Annotated in this window: 18 protein-coding genes; 7 read left to right on the top strand and 11 right to left on the bottom strand. The window is 61.9% G+C overall.

What is annotated here, in order from left to right; genetic code table 11:
* Positions 1-124 precede the first annotated feature (124 nt).
* The 3 genes from FJ940_RS26915 to FJ940_RS26905 all read right to left on the bottom strand — a co-directional run bounded on the left by FJ940_RS26915 (position 125) and on the right by FJ940_RS26905 (position 3549).
* Positions 125-1123, bottom strand: a complete 999-nt coding sequence (locus tag FJ940_RS26915) for a TRAP transporter substrate-binding protein (protein WP_140658418.1) — start codon at positions 1121-1123, stop codon at positions 125-127.
* Between the two features lie 307 nt (positions 1124-1430).
* Positions 1431-2402, bottom strand: a complete 972-nt coding sequence (locus FJ940_RS26910; RefSeq protein WP_140500993.1) for a cupin domain-containing protein — start codon at positions 2400-2402, stop codon at positions 1431-1433.
* Positions 2403-2664: 262 nt separating this feature from the next.
* Complete coding sequence (locus FJ940_RS26905; RefSeq protein WP_140658447.1) at positions 2665-3549, bottom strand: 2-hydroxyacid dehydrogenase; 885 nt, start codon at positions 3547-3549, stop codon at positions 2665-2667.
* A gap of 527 nt (positions 3550-4076) precedes the next feature.
* Here FJ940_RS26905 and FJ940_RS26900 point away from each other — a divergent pair.
* Positions 4077-5204, top strand: a complete 1128-nt coding sequence (locus tag FJ940_RS26900; protein WP_181171818.1) for an iron-containing alcohol dehydrogenase — start codon at positions 4077-4079, stop codon at positions 5202-5204.
* A gap of 40 nt (positions 5205-5244) precedes the next feature.
* Positions 5245-5991, top strand: coding sequence for an SDR family oxidoreductase (locus tag FJ940_RS26895; RefSeq protein ID WP_140500991.1), 747 nt, complete (start codon positions 5245-5247; stop codon positions 5989-5991).
* Positions 5992-6076: 85 nt separating this feature from the next.
* On the opposite strand, the gene FJ940_RS26890 is transcribed toward FJ940_RS26895, so the two are convergent.
* From FJ940_RS26890 to FJ940_RS26865, 6 genes are all read right to left on the bottom strand, one after another.
* Complete coding sequence (locus tag FJ940_RS26890) at positions 6077-6955, bottom strand: type II secretion system protein GspK (protein ID WP_181167615.1); 879 nt, start codon at positions 6953-6955, stop codon at positions 6077-6079.
* A gap of 103 nt (positions 6956-7058) precedes the next feature.
* Positions 7059-7619 (bottom strand): A24 family peptidase, encoded by a 561-nt coding sequence (locus FJ940_RS26885; RefSeq protein ID WP_140500987.1) that lies wholly within the window; start codon positions 7617-7619, stop codon positions 7059-7061.
* Positions 7616-9760 (bottom strand): type II secretion system secretin GspD, encoded by a 2145-nt coding sequence (gspD, locus tag FJ940_RS26880; protein ID WP_224519202.1) that lies wholly within the window; start codon positions 9758-9760, stop codon positions 7616-7618. Before gspD ends, FJ940_RS26885 begins: the two co-directional genes overlap by 4 nt.
* Positions 9761-10141: 381 nt before the next feature.
* Entirely contained in the window at positions 10142-11419 is a 1278-nt protein-coding gene (locus FJ940_RS26875) for a TRAP transporter large permease subunit (RefSeq protein WP_140500983.1), read from the bottom strand.
* The gene (locus FJ940_RS26870) at positions 11416-11961 is read right to left on the bottom strand and encodes a TRAP transporter small permease (RefSeq protein ID WP_181165438.1); all 546 of its coding nucleotides are present in this window, start codon (positions 11959-11961) and stop codon (positions 11416-11418) included. The genes FJ940_RS26875 and FJ940_RS26870 overlap by 4 nt, the downstream gene beginning before the upstream one ends.
* Before the next feature lie 213 nt (positions 11962-12174).
* Positions 12175-12465, bottom strand: coding sequence for a DUF1330 domain-containing protein (locus FJ940_RS26865; RefSeq protein ID WP_140500979.1), 291 nt, complete (start codon positions 12463-12465; stop codon positions 12175-12177).
* Positions 12466-12676: 211 nt separating this feature from the next.
* Here FJ940_RS26865 and FJ940_RS26860 point away from each other — a divergent pair, with 211 nt between their 5' ends.
* On the top strand, positions 12677-13486 hold the full coding sequence (locus FJ940_RS26860) for an IclR family transcriptional regulator (protein WP_140500977.1): 810 nt from the start codon (positions 12677-12679) through the stop codon (positions 13484-13486).
* Positions 13487-13615: 129 nt separating this feature from the next.
* Here the strand turns inward: FJ940_RS26860 and FJ940_RS26855 are convergent, their stop codons facing one another.
* A complete protein-coding gene (locus FJ940_RS26855) occupies positions 13616-13840 on the bottom strand; it encodes a hypothetical protein (RefSeq protein WP_140500975.1) in 225 nt (74 codons plus the stop codon).
* A gap of 606 nt (positions 13841-14446) precedes the next feature.
* On the opposite strand from FJ940_RS26855, the gene FJ940_RS26850 reads away from it, so the two are divergent.
* The 4 genes from FJ940_RS26850 to FJ940_RS26835 are packed head-to-tail and all read left to right on the top strand — an operon-like array spanning position 14447 to position 17727.
* A complete protein-coding gene (locus FJ940_RS26850; RefSeq protein WP_140500972.1) occupies positions 14447-15028 on the top strand; it encodes a DUF2796 domain-containing protein in 582 nt (193 codons plus the stop codon).
* A 1-nt stretch (position 15029) separates the two neighbouring features.
* Positions 15030-15752, top strand: a complete 723-nt coding sequence (locus FJ940_RS26845) for an ATP-binding cassette domain-containing protein (RefSeq protein WP_140500970.1) — start codon at positions 15030-15032, stop codon at positions 15750-15752.
* Positions 15753-15799: 47 nt separating this feature from the next.
* Positions 15800-17005: an FtsX-like permease family protein gene (locus tag FJ940_RS26840; RefSeq protein ID WP_224519201.1), complete on the top strand. Its 1206-nt coding sequence runs from the start codon at positions 15800-15802 to the stop codon at positions 17003-17005.
* Entirely contained in the window at positions 17002-17727 is a 726-nt protein-coding gene (locus FJ940_RS26835; RefSeq protein ID WP_140558626.1) for a DUF3299 domain-containing protein, read from the top strand. The genes FJ940_RS26840 and FJ940_RS26835 overlap by 4 nt, the downstream gene beginning before the upstream one ends.
* 77 nt (positions 17728-17804) lie before the next feature.
* On the opposite strand, the gene FJ940_RS26830 is transcribed toward FJ940_RS26835, so the two are convergent.
* Entirely contained in the window at positions 17805-19490 is a 1686-nt protein-coding gene (locus tag FJ940_RS26830; RefSeq protein WP_181165437.1) for a GspE/PulE family protein, read from the bottom strand.
* Positions 19491-20015: the final 525 nt, after the last annotated feature.

Genomic DNA, 20015 nt, shown 5'->3' with positions numbered 1-20015 from the left:
CTTGGCGTCTGCGACGTGTCGTAAGCCGCGCACACTGCTTGCGGCTTCAAACTGACTCGGACGCACGATGCTTCTGCAAATGGACGCCGGAGCAGGCGAACCTGGCTCCGGCGCCATAAGACCTCTATGGCTTGGCAACTGCCGCCATAGCGGCGCGCGCCTGGTCGACCAGATCGACGCCGATCTTTTCGCTGTACTCTTTCACGACAGGCGCAACGCGTTCGGTCATGGCTGCGAGCGCTTCAGGCGTGGGTTGGGAAATCTCGAAGCCCTTCGCCGCGAGCTCCGCCTCCAATTTCCCTGCCTCCTTGCGAGAAAGATCCCGTTGGAAGGCTGCCGATTCCTTCGCAGCTTCCATGACGGCTGCCTTGTCCTCCTCGGAGAGGCTTCCAAACCATTTCTGGCTCGCGAGAAGAACAAACGGCGTATAGACATGGCCCGTCTTGGTCAGATACTTCTGCACCTCATAGAACCTTGCGGTGTAGATAAGAGCGTACGGCGTCTCCTGGGCATCGACGGCGCCATTTTCGAGCGCGCTGTACAGCTCAGGCCAAGGAAGCGGCGTCGGATTGGTTCCCAAAGCCGTCCAGGTCGCAATGAACAACGGATTGGGTATGACGCGGATGTTGATCCCTGCCATATCGTCCACCGTTTTGACGGGACGAACCTTGTTGGTCATGTGGCGGAAGCCGTTGTCCCACCACGCCAGACCGACGATGCCGGTCTTTTCCTTCAGCTGTGCAAACAGCTGCTCGCCGACCGCGCCGTCCATGACGGCATCGACCGCGGCGAAGTCCTTGTAGAAAAACGGAAGATCGTAGATCATGAATTGCGGAACGACGCCGACCAGGTTGGGCGTGGGACCAACCATGATATCGATGAATCCGGCCTGAACCGACGCCTGCATCTCGGGCTCGCTGCCGAGCACGCCATTTCCGAACGTGTCGATCTTGATGCGCCCGCCCGTCTTCTCTTCCACCAGCTTCGCAAAATAGCGCGAAGCCTGTCCGACCGGATGGTCTTCCGTAGGCACGTAGCCCAGGCGCGGGTTCTGAGCCATGGCCGGAGCGGCGGCCAAGAGCCCTCCCAGCAGCGCCGCAGTCAGAAACAATACTTTCTTCATAGTTCAACCTCCCAAGAATTGGTTCAAAGGAACCAGAATGCAGGAACTGCAACCACTAAGGAACAGGACCGGCGGTACGAGAATGGCCTATTCGGCCAAGACTAACGATATGGCGTCCCTGGCTACTGAAGCGGACGGTACGCCGCTTCTGCTACGGCGCCGACGAGCCTCCGACGGGCGGTGTGATCAATTTCTGCGGCCACGATGAACGCGCCCCCCCGAATACACCCCGGCCGATGCTCCCCTGCGCCAAAGTCAGGTCAGACCAACGGCCCGCCCTCACGATGAGGACGGGCCACCGGCAACATCAATCAAGCCATCCCTTGCCCGAGATCGGGGGCATCGGTGGGTTGGGCTGGCTGGCAGTCGGCGGCCAGTTATGCGTACCGGTCGGGAAGGGATTGATGGCAATCCGCGTGTCACTCCCCGGACAATAGTTCGCCGCCGAGTGCCACCGGCCGGCCGGGACATAGACAATGTCGCCGGCCTCCGAGACGAAGCCCGGCAGGCCTTCGAGGTTGTATTGGATCTGACCTTCCATGATGAACCAGAATTCACCATAGTTGATGTGCCTGTGTCCGAGCGCCGTGGGGGACTGCATATTGCAGTTGAACGCCTGGCCGCGGATGGCGTTAACGAACAAGCCAGGGGCGGTTACGAATGCGCCGCCCGAGGGCGAAGCAAGGAAATCCCTGAAAGTAGAATTGCCCGTCCCAAGGGCTTCTGCACCCGGATCCTGTCGCGTCAACGCCCAGGTCATCCCCGGCTGCGGCTTAGGCAAGGTTGCCGCCGCCTGCGGGTAAGTGATCTTGGCGTCCGCGGTGAAGACCTCGAAGTGCAAGGACGGCACCGCGCCGACGTTCTTCATCTGGAACTGCGTACGCGCGGGAACCTGGACCATAAAGCCTTTGGTGGCCGTAAACGGCGCCTCGCTCCCGATCGTGAACTCGACCGAACCTTCCCAGACAATGAAGGCCGCGCGGGTATCCGATATGAACATGGCCGGCGACTGATCACCGACCGCCAACTGAACCCATGAAGCCCGCAGGTGCGCGTCGCTGACGATCTCCTGGTGCCAAGTCTTGGACTGATTGGCGGGAGAAATCTTGGCGCGCACGTCGGCTATCGTCGTGTGTGGCTTGTTCGGGGCCTTGTATGGTGCCAGCGCCACCGGCTTTGGCGTCCAGGTGAACACCGTCTGTGCGAGCGCCGCGGTGGACGATACCGCCCCGATCGCCAGCGCGGCCACCACGGCCAATCCGCCTTTCCATAGGTTCATGAGAGTCACTCCTCCGTTTTCTGCTTGACCGATGGTGACACCGCGAATCTGACCGAAACCCCAAGCATCGACCGATCAGAAAAATCCACAATGTGGACGCGATGTCCAATAATGCATATTGGGCAGACTATTAATGGGTTGTCAACGCCTCACCGCGGCGCTTCAGGGCCTGTCGATCGGATGCTTGCCTGTTGGGTTAACGTGCATGGATCATAACGTCCGCTGACAGTGCAGGAGGCCTCGGCGGCTGATCGGAGGCTGTCTAGGGTACGGGTGTGATCGCCGCTCCACTCTGGAACCAGGCGATCACGTTCTGGGCCACGAGGTCCGCCATTGCGGTGCGCGTACTGACCGACGCGGACCCGATATGCGGCAGGATCGTCAGGTTATCGAGCGCCAGCAGGTCTTCGGAGACATTGGGTTCATCCGCGAGCACGTCGAGGCCGGCCGCCGCAATGGCTCCTGTGCGCAGGGCGCCGATCAGTGCATCCTCGTCCACGACGGTTCCGCGGCCTACATTGATGAACACGCCCTCGGGCCCGAGGGCGGACAGCACCTCGGCATTCACGCTGTTTGCGGTCGACAGGTCGCCCGGCACGATGGAGATGAGTACATCGACGGCACTGGCAAGTTCCAGCAGTGAAGGAAAGTAGTCGTACGCAACCCCCTCCGCCGGGCGCCGGCTGTGATAGCCAACAGGAAGCCCAAACGCTTCAATTCGTCGGGCAATGCAGCGACCGATCCGCCCCATTCCGTAGATGCCGACCCTGCGGTTCCGCAGTGTCAGACGGCTAAGCGGGTAGTCGGATGCTTTCCACCGGCCCCCGCGAACGAAGGCTGCCGCCTTGGGTATCTCGCGCACGACGCTGATAAGGAGCCCCAACGTGAGATCGGCGACCTCCTCGTTCAGGACATCAGGGGTGTTCGTGACGACGACGTTCTTGCTGCGTGCGTAGGCAGCATCCACCGCGTCGTAGCCGACGCCGTAGCTGGCGATGATCTCAAGGTTGGGAAGGGCGTCTATGAACTGCCGATCGATTGTGGCGCGACAGGCCACGCCACGAATTGACGCCCGCACCTCCGGGGACAGATGGGCGTGAATGTCACAGTCAGGGGTTTCGACCAGGCTGAAATGCGTTCCGAGCATGCAGCGGGCATGCTCGTGCATCCAGCCTGGTATCAACACGGTGGCGGGTTTCGACAAAGGCTTTCCTCCGGTTCGGGGTGTCACTGCCGGCACGAATGGCCGCAGGTGAATCAGGGTTTTCGCACGGGAGGCCTGTGGATTGCGCAATGCGCCGATAGTGAGCCGCGGACTTGATTTTGGCTTCGAGTTCGCGGCGGCTGGCCAGTTTCTCCAGCGCAATCGGCATGTCAGCGGTTCCTGTACCACGTCCTCCAAGGTCGCCATCGATGTGACCATAATGTGGTCAACCTGCCCAAAACTTTGATAGGGGCCCGCGACCTCTTTGTCAAGGCGGCGGGAACGCCGCAACCAAAAGGGGGAGCTTGACAAGTGTGCAGTTCCACCCAATGCTTGGGCATATTGTCCATATTATGGACGAAGCGATTCCAAAAAGGTCGCGCGTTCGCATTCACCGGCTGCACGAATGTGCCGAATGCCAGGCGGTGGCTGCAGCGATGCATGTGCGGAATGTCAAGGAGAGTGGCAGCGTGAACAACATAAACTACCTTACAAATATCAATTTCGGGCTTGGAGCGGCCGAGTCACTGGCAGAAATTTTGGGCGAACTCGGCGTGTCCCGCCCTTTGGTGATCAGCGATCACGGCATCAAATCCGCTGGTTTGCTTGAGCGTCCGGTATTCGAGTTCCTGAGAACAGCGCCGATCTTCCTGGACGTTCCCTCCAACCCGACTGAGAGCGCAGTTGCTGCCGGTCTCGCGCTATACAGGCAAGGCGGCTGCGATGGGGTAGTGGCGATTGGCGGAGGCTCTCCGATCGACCTGGCCAAGGGCGTGGCGCTGCTTGCCACGCACGATGGTGAACTTGAGCGTTATGCAGCGATCCTGGGCGGGGTGGCACGCATCACTGGCGCGGTAGCGCCGCTTGTGGCCATCCCGACAACGGCGGGTACGGGGTCCGAAGTTGGACGCGCGGCACTGATTACACTGGATGACGGCCGGAAGCTCGGATTTATCAGCCCGCACCTCATCCCGCGCAGGGCGATCTGTGACCCGGGGTTGACGATGGGGCTCCCCCCGGCTCTGACGGCCTCGACAGGGCTCGACGCACTGTCGCATTGTATCGAGACATACCTTTCCCCCCGCTATAATCCGCCTGCCGAGGCAATTGCCACCGACGGCTTCCAACGGATATGGAAGGCTTTGCCTGTCGCCTACGCAGACGGCGCGAACGCGGAGGCGCGGACCGAACTCATGATGGGTGCCCTCGAAGGGGGCATGACGTTTCAGAAGGGGCTTGGCGCCGTCCATGCGCTTAGCCATGCATTGGGCGGTCTCAAGGAGGCTAAGCTCCATCATGGGACGCTCAACGCCATCCTGATGCCGACCGTCCTTCGGTGGAACGTGGAAGTTCAAGCCGTGGCTCAGAAGGTCGACTACCTCGAGCGCCTGGCGGGACTTGAACATACAACGCTCGCAGATGCACTGGACGGGTTGAACCGTAGTCTTGGCATTACGCCCAGATTGTCCGAACTGGGGGTTCCCCGGCACGTCATCGATTGGGTGTGTGAGCGAGCCATTGCAGACCACAGCCATCCCACAAATCCACGTTCGCTGACCAAGGAAGACTACGCCGCGATCCTTGAGACCGTTTTCTAGGCTGCGAATGCCCTCAAAGGAGGAGCGAGGAGGTAATTCCGTGAGACCGATCGTGATCGTAACGGGCGCAAGCCACGGCATCGGTGCCGCAACGGCGCGGCTGTTCGCCGTTGAAGGCTACGATGTTTGCATAAACTATCTTTCGGACGCTGCCGCTGCATCCGAAGTCGTTGAGCACTGCAAGGCCGCAGGCGCCCGCGCCATCGCGGTACAGGGAGACGTGGGCAAGAGGGAGGACATCGAGGCCCTGTTCAGTGCCTGCGACGATGCACTGGGGCGAGTGACCTGCCTGGTCAATAATGCCGGGATCATTGGGAAAGCCTGCAGAATCGATGAGTTGCAGCCCGCGGTGCTGGAAAACACCTTCAGGACCAACGTCTTCGCCGTCATGTACTGTATACAGGAAGCCGCGAAACGCATGTCCAACCGCAAGGGCGGCAGAGGCGGGACGATTATCAACATGTCTTCGCTCGCCGCCTTCCTCGGCAGCCCGAACGAATATGTGCATTATGCCGCAAGCAAGGGTGCAGTGGAATCCATCTCCATCGGCGCGGGGAAAGAACTGGCGCCGGAGGGCATCCGTGTGAATGCCATACGTGTCGGGACCACCAACACGCGGATACACACACAAGGCGGAAACCCCGAGCGACCAGCCAGGATTGCGGCGGCAACCCCCATGGGGCGCATCGCGGAGCCTGAAGACATCGCGCGCGCGGCCCTGATGCTTGCGTCTCCTGGCGCGGGGTTCATGACAGGCACCCTGATCACGGTGTCCGGGGGGCTCTGATGCTCCGCGGTCGGGATATTCCGCTGGGAGTGCCAGGCTGGCCTGGCACTCCTGCTGAGACCGGTCGCGCCCCATCCACGGGCATTCATTCCAGCTCAATTGCCGCGCGACGCCAGTCAAGCACTCTGTAAGGTGCCTCGTCCGCGTTCGATACAAGTATCAATGCCTCGAAAGATTCGCTGTAGCCGGACCGCAGGGTCGTCCTGAGATCGACGCGCCAGCTCGGTGCCGGCTTCAGTGTGTTGAAGGTCACCCCCGCCAGCGACTGATCGAGTTGCTCGCGCGACAGACGGCCGGCGTGGAAATCCTTGATCGCCTTTCGCACCGACGGCGGCAGGCCAGGAATATCGCCCAGCAGTCCATCATCGAGCGCTTCCAGGCGAACGCCGGCCAATCCGGAGGAGACGGTGACATAGGGTTCGATGGCGATGGCCATGTCGGGCGTTATTCCCGGGAAGGCGGCCAATTCGGAGACCGTCTGAAACAGCTTTGTGTCGTTTCCAGCCTGCTGCGGAGCGGAACCGGCCGGCTGTCCGTTCGCCGGAGTCGGCCGGGCGCGGTGGCCGATGATCTTTGTCGCCAGATCCTCCGCGGTTCCGGGAGCGGCGCCGGCGGCTCGCAACGCGCCAACGATCAGCGGCCGCTCGGCGGTGTTGAGATCGATCCGCAATGCTTCATTTCTCGCAGAGATGGAAGCGACCCCGGCCGGCAGGGTGATCGTGGACGAAATCTGATCGCTCAGCTTGCCCACACTGTCGGGCGGGCCGGCGCGGATCTCGGCCGCGGCCTGCGACAGCCCGGCTTCCGCCAGAATGCGCGCCGACGCCTTGTCTTCCGTGACGCGCACACTGGCCACGACCCCGGTCATCTGCACGCGAAGTATGACGGCAAGGAATCCCAGAAAAATCATGATCCACAGGACGCTGACGAGGATTGCACCTCGCCGGGTCGTTGCCGAGTTCATGCCCACTGCCGCAAGACCCATTTCGGCCCCATGCTTCGCCACGAAAGGTGACGCCACGATCGCGTCGAAATCAAGACTTCGCTCCCCGGCTCAAGCAATGTGATCACCATGCGGCGGGCAGCCACGCCCAGATGATGACCAGTGCCGGCGCGAGGAACGTTCCGAACGGAACGCGCGCCGCGGCACGGAGCGGGCGGCGCAAGCGAACCGCGCGGATGATGCTGAAGATGAAAGCCGCGACCGAAGCAAGCAGGATCTGGGCGCCGACGCCGGCCAGCCCGGCCAAGACGGTGGATACACCGATCAGCTTGATGTCGCCGAAGCCTATGCCGTCGCGGCCGCGCAGCCTCCCATACGCGACGTCGAACAGACACAGCAGGAGCATCAGGACGCCCCCCGGCCCGATGCGCCAGGCCAGCGCGGCGAAATCGCTCGCCTCGAACCACCAGTCGGCGAGCGCGACGACCAAGATGCCGGCCGTGTAGCGGTCAGGAATGAGCAAAGACGCAAGATCATGGACCGCGATTGCCGCGGCCAGAAGGCATAGCGCAAGCGCCGAAGCGACGACGAATGCGGGGCTTCCGATGACAGCCGGCACGGTAGCGGCGGCGAGCGCGACTGCGACGGCGGCGGTAGACCGACGCCGCGCCCTCAGAATCTTCATTCGATCATCGTCTTGGCCGGCCGCCGAAGCGGCACGTTTCTGGATGGCTCGTTCATCAGCCGCAATTGCGACCGCATCTCCTCCGCCACATGTTGCGCATCCATGCCGTCCTTCATGACCTGAGGCCGGATCAGGATGATCAGCTCCGTCCGCGTCGCGGAGTTCTGGTTGCTCCGGAAGGCGTCGCCGATGACGGGCAGATCGCCAAGCACCGGCACACCGTCGCGGCCGCGCTGCTGGCGTTCGCTGATCAGTCCGCCGAGCATCACGGTCTGGCCGCTGGTGACCGATACGGTCGAGCTGACCTTTCGTTGCGATATGGTCGGCGTCAGGGACTGGGCCTGGCTGCGCTGGACCGAGCTGATCTCCTGTTCGATGACGAGGCTGATCGTGCCGTTCCCGGTGATCCGGGGCAGAACCTTCAGGATCACGCCGGTATCGCGGAACTCGACGTTGTTGACGACCGGCGCTTCGGGATCGGTGACGGACTGCGCGGTGCGGGTGACGATCGGTATTTCATCACCGACCTGCAGCAAGGCGGGTTTGTTGTCGAGCACCACTACCGAGGGCGAGGAAAGCACCTTGACCTCGGTAACGCCGCGCAGCGCATCGATGACAACGCGCGGCTCGGTGTCGGGGCCAAGCAGCAGGTTGAAGCCCGGAAGCGTTCGCGACAGCACGGCCTTGCTGGCTTCCTGGAACAGACCGACCGATCCGTGGTTGCCGCCCACGCCGATATCATTGGATTTCAGGAAGAACTGCACGCCATAGCGCAGCTCGTTGGTCAGGGTGACCTCGGCTATCGTCGCTTCGATAGCGACCTGCTCTTGCGGCCGGTCGAGTGCGGTGATCGCCTGTTCGATCAGCCGTTGCTGGTCGGGCCGCCCGTAGATGAGAATGGTGTTGTTTTCGGGGTTCGCGGCGATGCGCACGCCGCTTTGCGACCCACCACCGCCCGGGATAGGCTGGTCGGTTTCGCCAGCGGGGGCCGGCAGGCTATCCGCCATGCGCTGATCCGGCGTCGCAGTGGCCGCCTGCGAACCGTTTGCGCCCTGATTCTGGCCGTCAGCCTGCGAGCCGGGCGGAAACTGCGAGGCCGGGTCTTCTGAAGCCGACGATGCCGGGGCGCCGTTGAATATTTCGTTGACCATCGATGCAAGGCGCCGTGGCTCCAGGTGCTGGACCTTGTACACCCGCAAATTGGAGGCAGACGCGTCGATCCGGTCGAGCCGCTCGATCCAGCTCGCCGCGCGCTGCAACTGGTTGCGCGTCTTCGCCACCACCAGAATCGCATTGCTGCGCTCGATCGGCTCGACCCTGATCGTGTTGCGTCCGCGACCGCCCTCCCCGATGTCGAGCACGCGGGTCAGCTCGGGCATCATGGTGGCCGCGCTGGAATTGTTGACAGGGAAAATGCCGACTGACTGGTCGGCCAGCCAGTCCTGGTCGAAAGAGCGCGCTGCTTCGATCGCCGCAGTCCGCTCCGCCGCCGTCCCCTGGAAGATCAGCGCGTTGCGGCTGGGATCCTCGCGCACCATGCCGGGACGGGCGACGAAGTTTTCGAGCAGCGGCAGGATCGTGCTGGCGGAAACGTTTTTCAGGGGAAACACCGTGACGGCGTAGCCAGGCTGGATGGTGGTGCCCGGATCGAGTTGGGCGGCTCCGAACGCTTCGTTCGCAGGTATCAGCCGCAGACGGTCGCTTTCGCGCATCATGGCCACGCCGCTGCTGTGCAGCGCGGACTCGAACATGGTGAGGATTTCCGCGGCCGGCGTAGGCTTCGACGTCGTGATCGATACCTTGCCCGCGATTCTGGGGTCGAGCGAGTAGCTGATCCCCAGCACCTCGCCCAGCACCGTGCGGGCCGCGACTTTGATCTCGGCCTCCTCGAGGTTGACCTCGAACTTTTCGCCGCTCAGCCGCTCGAGCGACTTGCGCTCGCCGGCAGTCAGCTGCTGTTGGTATCCGTAGTATACTTCACCCTGCCGGTTGTTCTGCGTGCGGCCGAAGCCGAGCCTCGACAGAAAACCGCCGCCGGAAGGTTTGCGCGCACTCAAATCTGCGTTCGCGACCTTGTCCAGGGCATCCGGCCGCGCGGCAACGTCTCCAAGATAATCACCAGTGGAGGTACACGCGGCCACTACCGCCAAGAGGCAGGCCGCCGCGCCTCTGCGAACCCACACGGAACAGGCATTTGGGGCACTGCCTTGCCGACCTACGCTCACCTACACACCCAACCCAAGCCTACGCCCGGCGCCTCGGGAAAGTACCGTTCTATGACGCTTGAAAACCACAAGGCACGCTTTCTGCTTCCCGCTTGGACACCGTACACCTCGTCGACCTCGGTCAGCCCGAGGTAGGTGAAGAACTCGAACTTATGCCGCGATTCGACATGGACCTGCGCCAGCGGCTGCAACTCCTCCCGCGTCAGGGCCCCGCCGACGTCGTCGTTGAGGCCCTGCTCGCATGGGCGGCAAAGCCATCGTCGAATGTTCAGCCTAACTCCTCCACGGTTGGGATTCTCAATGGAACCAGCCCGCTGGCACGGTCACCAATGCCGGGAACAGAACCAGCAGCACGATGAGGACCATCTCGGCCAGAAGGAAAGGCCACACACCTCTCAGGGCCGACCCCATTGAAACTTTGCTGATTCCGCACACCGTGTTGAGGACAGTTCCGACAGGGGGCGTAATCATGCCGACCGCGGCGGTCATGATGAACATGACCCCAAAATAGATCGGGTCGATCCCGGCCGCCGTTACGAGCGGCATGAGGATGGGTACCAGTATGGTGATCGAAGGTGCGAAATCGAGCACCATGCCGATGACAAAGATCGCCAGAACGATCATGGCCATCAGCAGGATCGGCATATCGATGAAAGGACTGAGGAGAGTAACGAGCTGGGCGGGCAGACTGGCGATCGTCATCATGAAGCCGGTGACCACGGAGGCTGCCACCAGCAGCATGATTACTGCCGTCATTCGACCGGCGTCGAGCAGCGCGTCAAAGAGCAGCCGCGGCGTCAGCTCCCGATAAACAACCAGCCCCACGAACAGTGCATAGAAGGCTGCAACGACGCCGGCCTCCGTGGGGGTGAAGATGCCGAACCGCAGTCCGACCAGGATAATCACCGGCAGCATCAACGCCCAACCGGCGGTCAGAATGGCTTTCGGGATGTCCCTGCGCGGGAGTTTGGGCTGGACCGCCGACGTTTCCTTTCTGGAGACGATCCACCAAGTCACCACTAGGCTCAGCCCCATCAGGATCCCTGGCACGATTCCGGCGAGGAATAAGCCGACGATGGAAATGTTTGCGGTGACGCCCAGGATGATGAATCCGACAGAGGGCGGGATCACGGGGGCAATGATGCCCGTCGCCGCCATCAAGCCCGAGGCGCGACTCATGCTGTAGCCCGCATCGCGCATAAGAGGGATCAGCATGACGGCAAGCGTCGCCGTATCCGCGATTGCCGATCCGGAGAGGCTGGCCATCAGCAAGCCCGTGCCGATGACCACGTAACCGAGGCCGCCACGTATGTGACCGAAGAGCGCCAGGGCCACGTTCACGATGCGGCGGGAGAGGCCGCCGGCGTTCATGAGCTCGCCGGCAATGAGAAAGAACGGGATCGCCATCAGCGGATAGCTGTCAGCGCCATTGACCAGCCTCTGCGCCAGAATCTGTGCATCCAGATTTCCCATCAGCATCATCATCGCGACGCCCGACAGCATCAGGGCGAAGGCGATTGGAATCCCGATGCCCATTGCACCGAGGAGTGAACCTATGAAGACCAAGCCGCTCACGGTGTTTTCTCCGAAACTAGCGCGGGGGACACGGCCGGTGGCGGCACATCGATCTCTGCTCCCGACCACGGGGCGGGCAGGATGCCGCGCAGCGAGCGCCACAGATCAAGAAGGAGGATCAGAGCCATCATGATGGCAGCGGTAATACCCGCGGCGTAGATGGCCCCGACGGGAATTCCCGACAGTGCTTGGACGTTGCCCCATTCGATCACGGTGAGTGACCAGCTGCCTTGTGCCAGGAGCCAGCAGCACCAAAGCATCAAGCCATACGAAACAAGAAAGCAGACGAAGCGCGCCCTGCGAGGCAACCGGACCACCAATGAGTCGACGCCGAGATGCGCGCCCTTGGCTAGGGCCACCACGGATCCCATAAAGATGATCCAGACGAGGACCACACGGGAGACTTCAACGGCAAACGGAATGCCTGAGCTGAAGCCGTAGCGTAGCACGACATTTGTAAAGATTAGGATGCTGATGACGGCCATGCCGACGACGACGAAGACGTCAAAAGCCTTGAAAAGCCACTGTAACGGCGTGGTCATGACTGCTCCCAAAAGGTTGTGCGCGCATGCATCGATCCTTGCGGCACTCTGACGAGAATCCGCAGACCGTGAGCAGGGAGCCTCCAGCATGCTGATGGGGTAGAAACACCCAATCGCGTGATGAAGGCCTGTCCTGCTCATCCGGTCGAACAGCGCAGGGGTAAAGCCAACGATCCCTCCAACCAGTAGGAGGTCCCGGGCGAGCTTCCGGTGTCAGACACCTTCCACCACGGCCAGATGTGCCTTGGCATGCTTCTCGCGGGCCTTGATCGCCGTCTGATACTCTGGAGAGTTGTAGCAGGCGAGAGCGGTCTCGTAGTCCCTGAACTCGATGACCGCCAGGCGGTTCGCGTGAGGGCCCTCCATGACTTGGCTCGTTCCCGCGCGAACGACGAAGGACGCCCCGTATTTGTCGAATGCTGCCTTGTTCAAGGCAATGTATTCTTTATAGCCCTCATGGTCCGCGATATCGACCATTGCAACCCAGTATCCTTTTTTGGTCATCTGCTTCCTCTCCCACAGAAATTCCCATACCCTCTCGCGGAAGATACGGACGTCCCGATGCATTCAAATTCGCCACAAGTGCGTTTGCCGTTGATCCTCCTCGATCACACGGCTAGAACCGAAACTACGACGCTGACTACAATATGGACAGCTTGTCCAAAAGCGTGTAGTACCACCATGTTTCGTTGTCAAGCTTGCAAGGAGATGCGCCATGGGCCTAAGTGAGCTCCAGGACGAAGCCGATGAGAGAGCTTCTACTCACGTGCAGGGAGCGGCCTCGTTCTCGAAGTTCATCACGGTGCTGCAGATCATCGCGGATGCCCCTGGAACCTTGGACATTGCCCAACTGACAAAGTGCGCGCCATTTCCCCGGGGGACGGTCTACCGTCTCGTTTCGGCGCTCACGGCGGAGGGACTCATCACACAGTCGGGAGAGGGTGGAACGTTCCGCTTGGGGCCGCGCCTCCTCCAGCTTGCTGCCAAGACCTGGGAGGACTCCGACTTGCGGACGATCGCCAGGGATTTTCTGGTTTCGCTCCGCGACGCAACCGATGAGGCGGTTCACCTTGCGGTGCCCAGCAACAACCGGATGGTCTACATAGACAAGTTGGTGGGCTCCAGCAGGGTTCAGATGAAAACCAGCATTGGCGGCCAGGTTGAACTTCACTCGACATCCGTGGGTAAGGCGTGGCTGTCTGGTCTGCCAGACCAGCGGCTGTTGGAAGTCATCAAGAGCCTGGATCTGAGACGCCATACCGCCAAGACGTTCACGACACCCGAAGCGCTGTTCGATGAGTTGAAGCGGACGCGCGAGCAAGGGTTCGCGTTCGATGACGAGGAGAACGAACCGGATATCCGCTGTCTCGGCAGCCCGATCTTCAATCGTTCGGGGGAACCGATCGGAGCGGTCAGCATCAGCATGCCGGTGTACCGGCACGACGCTCGGCGCCACGAGCTCTGCGCAAGGCTGGTGCGTCAAACGGCGAAACAGATCAGTGGCGAATTGTCCAGGATGGTGTAGCGCCGGGCGCGCCACCGCGTCCATCGCCACCATCGACGTACCGCTTTAACGGCATCGCTATCATTCGACGCTGAGGAAGATGGCTGATCCAACAGCACCGAAACAGCCTTGGGGGCCGTTCAAGCCAGGTCAGTCCGGAACCCGGCAGGCAGGCCCGAAGGGGCCCACAACAAGCTCGTTGAAGCATGCCTCGAAGACATGCTCGCGGATTGGGAGGCCAACGTGCCAGCAGCCATTGGCAAGAAGCGAGAGAAAAAGCCAGACGCACACCTCGAAATCGCCGCTTCGATCCTGCCGCGAGACTTGCCGCACCAGATCGACAAGCGGCAGCCCTTCGTCAATGCCTTCGCCCACCGCTACAACCGTCACAGGGCACACGACGCTCTCGACGAATCAACTAAGCCGAGTATCTCAAGACCTTCAGCGGCGCGCCCCGCAGGCCTCCTCACATGTCTTGAACCAGGACATCCTCCAGGATGACACCAAGCGAACTCACTGTGCCGGAATGGCTGCGACGATCTCAGGCGATAGCCTGGGTGACATTGCTTGGCATGCTCTTCCATATCGCATTTGCTTTCGGACACATCGATGGCCCGACGCATAGAAACGGCTTGCTCTTATCCAGCTTCGAGCGGTCGCTCGCAGGATCCGGAGAAGGGCCCGCGTCGGGGCACCACGACGACAAGTCCCAGGGCCGTTGTGACATATGCATCATCGGCTCCATGGGAGCCGCACTGCCGGCGCCTGCGGCAGTTCATGTCCTTTCCGAGCTCACCTTCTACGCGATCGACTGGGTCGCGACTGCGGCGCGCCCGGACACCAGAGAACTCTCTTCACACTACGACATCCGCGGCCCTTCGCGAGCTTGAATGGATGGCTGAACTGCCGCTTCTCGCGGTCGCGCAACGCGCCGACACTTGTTATGGCGGCTAGTGACCATATCGATCTGGAGAGACAGAGATGGGATTGCATCACCACACCGGGACGTTGTTTGCCGCTGGCATGTTTATTGTTATTTCGACGGCGCACGCAGAAGAAGATCGTCGAGAGCTTGGACCACATGTTCATGGACACGGGACATTGGCGATCGCTTTCGAGGCCAACAATGTTGAGATGGAGCTCGCTGCCCCTGGCATGGATATTGTCGGGTTTGAGCACGAAGCTGAAACCGCGGAGCAGAAGAGCGCCGTCGAGACCGCGCTCGCCGACCTTAAGGAACCCTTGAAGCTCTTCGCGATGCCCGACTCCGCAGGGTGCACCGTCACCTCCGCCGACGTCAAAGTCGTCGCGGAAGAACATGAGGACCACCCTGCTACCGCGGAGGCTGGTGAGGCCGCGGGTTCTGAAGAGCACGGGACCCATCACACCGAGTTCCGAGCAACTTATGCTCTCGCCTGCGCGGATACTGCCCAGGCCGCGTGGCTCGACTTCCCCTTCTTCGATCGCTTCGCCGGATCCTGGAAACTCGGCGTGACGGTCGTCGATGCCAATGGACAGACCGCTTTCGAGGTGTCCCGCGAGGCGCGCTATCTGGAGAGATGAGATGAACGCGGACGCCGCGACGGACGCCGTGCGCTTGCACGGCGTCGAATACAGGTGGAACGCGCGAGACCCGTTTTGCCTCTCAATCGGCGAGTTCGAAGTTTCCCGCGGTGAGCGTCTTCTGCTGCTTGGCGCATCCGGTAGCGGAAAATCGACGCTCCTCAGCTTGCTGACAGGCATCGCGTTGGCGCAAGCTGGGCGCTTGGAAGTCCTCGGGCAACGGCTTGACGAATTGAGCGGCAGCGGGCGCGATCGGTTTCGGGCGGAACATTTTGGCATCATCTTTCAGATGTTCAATCTTCTTCCCTACGGCGCCGTCATCGACAATGTGCTGTTACCGCTCAGCTTCGCGCCGGAACGTCGCGCCCGCGCAACGGCCGCGGGAGGCGCGGAGAGCGAAGCCCGGCGCCTCTTGTCGGCCCTGGGACTTCCGGCGGATATCGGGCAGCAGACGGCGGCCACCCTGAGCGTCGGTCAGCAGCAACGCGTCGCGACGGCGCGGGCGCTCATCGGCTCCCCCGATATTGTTGTCGCCGACGAGCCTACATCGGCTCTCGACGACGATCGGCAGCAGGATTTTCTCGACCTGCTGTTCGGCCAGATCGAGGCCACAAAGGCAACTCTGATCATGGTCAGTCACGACCGCCGCTTGGCGCAGCATTTCACGCGGGCGATCCAGCTCAACGACATCCTTACAACGTCGAAAAGCCGAGCCCGGGCATGATTGTCGCACGTCTCACTCTGCAATCGCTGCGCAACCGCTGGATCACGGTGTTGCTGACGATCCTTTCGATCTCCGTCAGCGTCATGCTTCTGCTCGGTGTCGAGAAGGTGCGCAGTGGCGCGCGAGACAGCTTTGCCGGGACCGTGTCTGGTGCGGATCTGGTCATTGGCGCCCGATCGGGTGCCATGCAGCTCCTTCTCTACTCGGTGTTCCGCATTGGCAACGCGACCAACAATGTCACCTGGCGCAGCTACGAAGACATCGTTTCGCGCCCGCAGGTAGCCTGGGCAATTCCGCTTTCACTTGGCGACAGCCATCGCGGCTTTCGCGTCATCGGGACGACTCCGGATTACTTCGAGCACTTCCAATATCGCGGCGGCCAGGCCTTGACGTTTGCCGCAGGCGCACCCTTTGACGACCTGTTCGATGTCGTCCTCGGCTCGGATGTTGCGAGCCGGCTTGGCTATTCCATCGGCGACAAGATCACTGTCGCGCACGGTGCGGGCTCCCTTGGGCCGCAGCATGACGACCTCCCGTTTCGCGTGTCCGGCATACTGGCACGTACCGGCACGCCGGTGGACAAATCCCTCCATGTCAGTCTCAAGGCTATCGAGGCCATTCATGTCGACTGGCGGTCCGGTTCACGGATCCCGGGACAAGTTACACCGGCCGACCGTCTGCGGCAGATGACCATTGCTCCGAAGGCGGTAACCGCCGCGATCATCGGCTTGAAGTCGCGCCTGCAAGTCATCGGGTTCCAGCGCGGCGTGAACGAGTACAGGGCCGAGCCTCTTTCGGCTGTGCTGCCGGGGGTCGCCTTGCAGGAGATGTGGGGACTGGTCGCCACCGCCGAGACCGCATTGCTTGGCGTCTCCGCGATGGTCGTGGTGACCTCGATGCTCGGCTTGTCGGCAATGATCCTGTCGACGCTCAACGAGCGACGGCGTGAGATCGCGATATTGCGCTCGCTGGGGGCAAAGCCCGGCACGGTTGCAGGACTTCTTGTCGGAGAGGCGACACTGCTGACAGTAGCGGGAATCGCAATAGGAACGGCGGCACTTTATGCGGTCCTGGTGGTGGCCCGCCCGCTTGTTGACAGACAGTTCGGCATCGACATCGGCATTCAGCCCCCATCCGCAACCGATGCCCTGTTGTTATTGGCAATATTGATCGGCGGGATGGCCGCCGGGTTCCTGCCGGCCTGTCGCGCCTACAGGATGTCACTCGCAGATGGCATGATGGTGAGAACATGAAGACTTCCGGATTCCTCGGCAACGCGAGGTCGATGTTGCGCTGCATCGCTCTCATCCTGGCCGTTTTGGGCGCGGGCTGCGGCGCGGCATTCAGCGAGGCCGCAACCCAGCTGAAATGGGAGATGCTGATCCCGCCGACAGAACCGCTGGCAAATTTCCCGGACGAACTTCCTTTTGAGCAGCAGGAGGCCCTGAGAAATGTCCTATACTGGAAAGGTCACCCGTCGGGCGAGTTGAGCGAAGAGTTTGCCCTTCAGCGCGACGAAGCCAAAAAAAGGGTCGACGCCGACAGGGAGAAACTTGCAAAGCAAGGCGTCGATCTTGATGCGCTTTACGAACGATACGTCGCCTGGGCTACGGAGATCGAGAGGCGTGGAACCCTCACCGAGAAGAAGTTGGACGGGGCGCAGGTAGCCATCGCCGGCTATCTGCTGCCCCTGGATTTTAACCCGGACGGTACGACGGAGTTCCTGCTGGTCCCCTATTTCGGTGCGTGCATCCATGAGCCGCCACCGCCGCCGAACCAGGTGATCTACTTGAAATCCACCGCTCCGTACGCGCCTGCGGCCCTGTTCGAGGGCGTGATGATAACCGGCACGATGCGCGTGCAGTCCGAAAGGAAAGACCTCTCCTTTGTGGACGGTTCAAGCGAAGTTGCTTCGGGCTACGTCCTGGAGAGCGAAAGCATCGAGCCCTATCAAGGCGAAGGTGGCGGGCAATAGTGGCCACCAGTCCTGCGGAGGCGATGCCAACCGCCAGTCCGCGGGTCAGAGGCAGGCACGGACGTGGATGGATGCGCTCAGCGAAACCCGGTGACCCTGAGCACCTCCGCCGGCGAGGTGAGACCTTGCCCTGCCTTCCTGGCACCGTCATGCGCCATCGTGCTCATGCCCCGCTCCAGCGCGAGCGCTTCGATCCTGGAGTGGTCTGCTCCTTGTGAAGCGAGCTCGATGATAGCCTCCTCGAGGACCAGGATCTCGAACACGGCGATGCGGCCTCGATACCCGGTGCCGTTGCAACGGCCGCAGCCCACTGCGCTGAACACTTTCTGGCCCTGGGAGAACCCGACGGCCTGGTAACGCGAGTCGGAGGAGAAAGTCTCGGCCGGAAGAATTCCTTCCTGCTTGCAGTGATCGCAGAGCCGCCGCAACAGGCGCTGGGAGATGATGCCGCGTACGGCGCCGACCAGCAGATAGGTCTCGACACCCAGGTCGCGCATACGGGTGAAGGCCGCCGCCGCGGTGTTCGCGTGGACCGTGGTGAGAACGAGGTGTCCGGTGAGCGCTGCCTGGACGGCGGCCCGTGCCGTCTCGCCGTCGCGTATCTCGCCGACCAGGATCACGTCGGGGTCCTGTCGCACGAACGTCCGGATCGCGGATGAGAAGGTGATGCCGATCGCCGAGTTGATCTGCGACTGCACGATGCCGGGGATCTGGTACTCGACGGGATCCTCGATGGTCACGATCTTGCGGCCCGGATCGTTTAGCTTCGAGAGCGCGGCGGCGAGCGTCGTCGTCTTGCCGCTGCCGGTCGGGCCGGCGACGGCGATCATTCCGTGGGTGTGCTCAAGGAGCCGGTTCAGCGTCTGCCGTTCCTGGTCATCCAGGCCCACGCCCGCGAAATCGAGCAGGACGCTGTCGCGGTGCAGGATGCGCATGACGACGGTCTCGCCATGGATGGAGGAGAGGGTGGCAACGCGCAGTTCGACTTCGCGGTCGCCGATGGGAAGGCGCATCGCACCATCCTGAGGCTTGCGGCGCTCGGTGATGTCGAGGCCGGCGAGAACCTTGATTCGCGACACGATCGCATCGCCCATTTCGTGCGGCGGCGGAGGCATGATCCGCAAGACGCCGTCGATACGGAAACGCATCACGAGCCGTCCGCGCATCGGTTCGAGGTGGATGTCGGTTGCCCTCAGGTCGAGCGCGCGCCGGAAGATGTCGTCGACGACAACCACAACCGGCGCGCCGCTCGCGAGATCCCGCAGGCTTGCGATAGCCGCTTCGGAGGTTGCTCCTTCGCCGGTGGCCTGGGCAACGTCCTGGGTGCCGGAAAGACGTTCCAAGCAGGATTCCAGGTCGGGTGCGGGAACCACGCAGACCTCGACGTCACCGTCGAGAACGGATCGCAGCGCCTCTATCGGGTCTGCGTCTCCAGGGTGGAGAACCCCTATGACGGCGCTCCCGTCAGGCGCCGTGAGCGGCGCGATCCAGTTCTCCACAAGAAATCGGTTTGAGAGATTCTGCGCGACGGGCCTGTAGTCGGCGAGTTGGTGCCGGTCGAGAAGCCGCACGCCATAATAGGACGACAGGAAGCCTGCGAGGGCATCGGCGTCGACGATCTGCGCTTCGATCAGGCGGTGCAGGTCGGAGGCTCGCGAGGCCGTGCTCTCACCGAAAAGGCCCCGCGTAGCCTCGCGGCTCGCCAGTCCGGCACCGGCCATGGACGACAAGAGCGAGTGTAAGTCTGTAAGCTGTGGGTTCATTGAACGTACCTGTCGCACTTGACCCTTGAGCACAATGGACGCCGGCTTGCGCATGCCGAATCCGTCTGTCGGTTTAGTCCGCAGAGCGGTCTGCCTGACGTACGATTCCGGACCCGGCGGTTCCCCGGAAAGCTGCGCCAGACCAGAAGGCTGTGCGGTATGGGTGTCAAGAGCCCGTGCCCTTCTACTCCCACCAGACGGTGAACCGGGTGCCACACGAGGTAGCGATTGAGAATCTTTCGCTACACCCACATATCGCCGCCAATATTGCGGAACCCCACTCGACCAAGGCAAGCGTCACGCCCGCCAGCAGCTGGTGGGAAATCGTCATGACCCATGCGACCGTGACGATCGTAGCCGAGGGCCGCAGACTGCGCCGCGTTGGAATGAGCAGGCTTGGAGTGGCTGGAGCCCTTCCCGCTTCATCGCCTTGCCGGGCGTATCAATCTCAGTGATCCATGGCCTTGACGATTTCCTCGGTCATCTTCTTGGCGTCGCCGAGCAGCATCATGGTGCCGTCCTTGT

Origin of the sequence: Mesorhizobium sp. B2-3-7 (assembly GCF_006442695.1) — a bacterium.
Classification (GTDB): domain Bacteria; phylum Pseudomonadota; class Alphaproteobacteria; order Rhizobiales; family Rhizobiaceae; genus Mesorhizobium.
The sequence above is the reverse complement of the archived record's forward strand: the minus strand, read 5'-3'. Positions and strand labels throughout refer to the sequence as shown.

Bases quoted from the DNA above. Each gene is read 5' to 3' on its own strand.
- FJ940_RS26835 (WP_140558626.1), top strand. From the start codon at position 17,002: ATGAAGACTTCCGGATTCCTCGGCAACGCGAGGTCGATGTTGCGCTGC.
- FJ940_RS26870 (WP_181165438.1), bottom strand. From the start codon at position 11,961: ATGACCACGCCGTTACAGTGGCTTTTCAAGGCTTTTGACGTCTTCGTC.
- FJ940_RS26885 (WP_140500987.1), bottom strand. From the start codon at position 7,619: ATGAAGATTCTGAGGGCGCGGCGTCGGTCTACCGCCGCCGTCGCAGTC.
- FJ940_RS26865 (WP_140500979.1), bottom strand. From the start codon at position 12,465: ATGACCAAAAAAGGATACTGGGTTGCAATGGTCGATATCGCGGACCAT.
- FJ940_RS26845 (WP_140500970.1), top strand. From the start codon at position 15,030: ATGAACGCGGACGCCGCGACGGACGCCGTGCGCTTGCACGGCGTCGAA.
- FJ940_RS26915 (WP_140658418.1), bottom strand. From the start codon at position 1,123: ATGAAGAAAGTATTGTTTCTGACTGCGGCGCTGCTGGGAGGGCTCTTG.
- FJ940_RS26850 (WP_140500972.1), top strand. From the start codon at position 14,447: ATGGGATTGCATCACCACACCGGGACGTTGTTTGCCGCTGGCATGTTT.
- FJ940_RS26910 (WP_140500993.1), bottom strand. From the start codon at position 2,402: ATGAACCTATGGAAAGGCGGATTGGCCGTGGTGGCCGCGCTGGCGATC.
- FJ940_RS26860 (WP_140500977.1), top strand. From the start codon at position 12,677: ATGGGCCTAAGTGAGCTCCAGGACGAAGCCGATGAGAGAGCTTCTACT.
- FJ940_RS26830 (WP_181165437.1), bottom strand. From the start codon at position 19,490: ATGAACCCACAGCTTACAGACTTACACTCGCTCTTGTCGTCCATGGCC.
- FJ940_RS26890 (WP_181167615.1), bottom strand. From the start codon at position 6,955: ATGAACTCGGCAACGACCCGGCGAGGTGCAATCCTCGTCAGCGTCCTG.
- FJ940_RS26905 (WP_140658447.1), bottom strand. From the start codon at position 3,549: ATGCTCGGAACGCATTTCAGCCTGGTCGAAACCCCTGACTGTGACATT.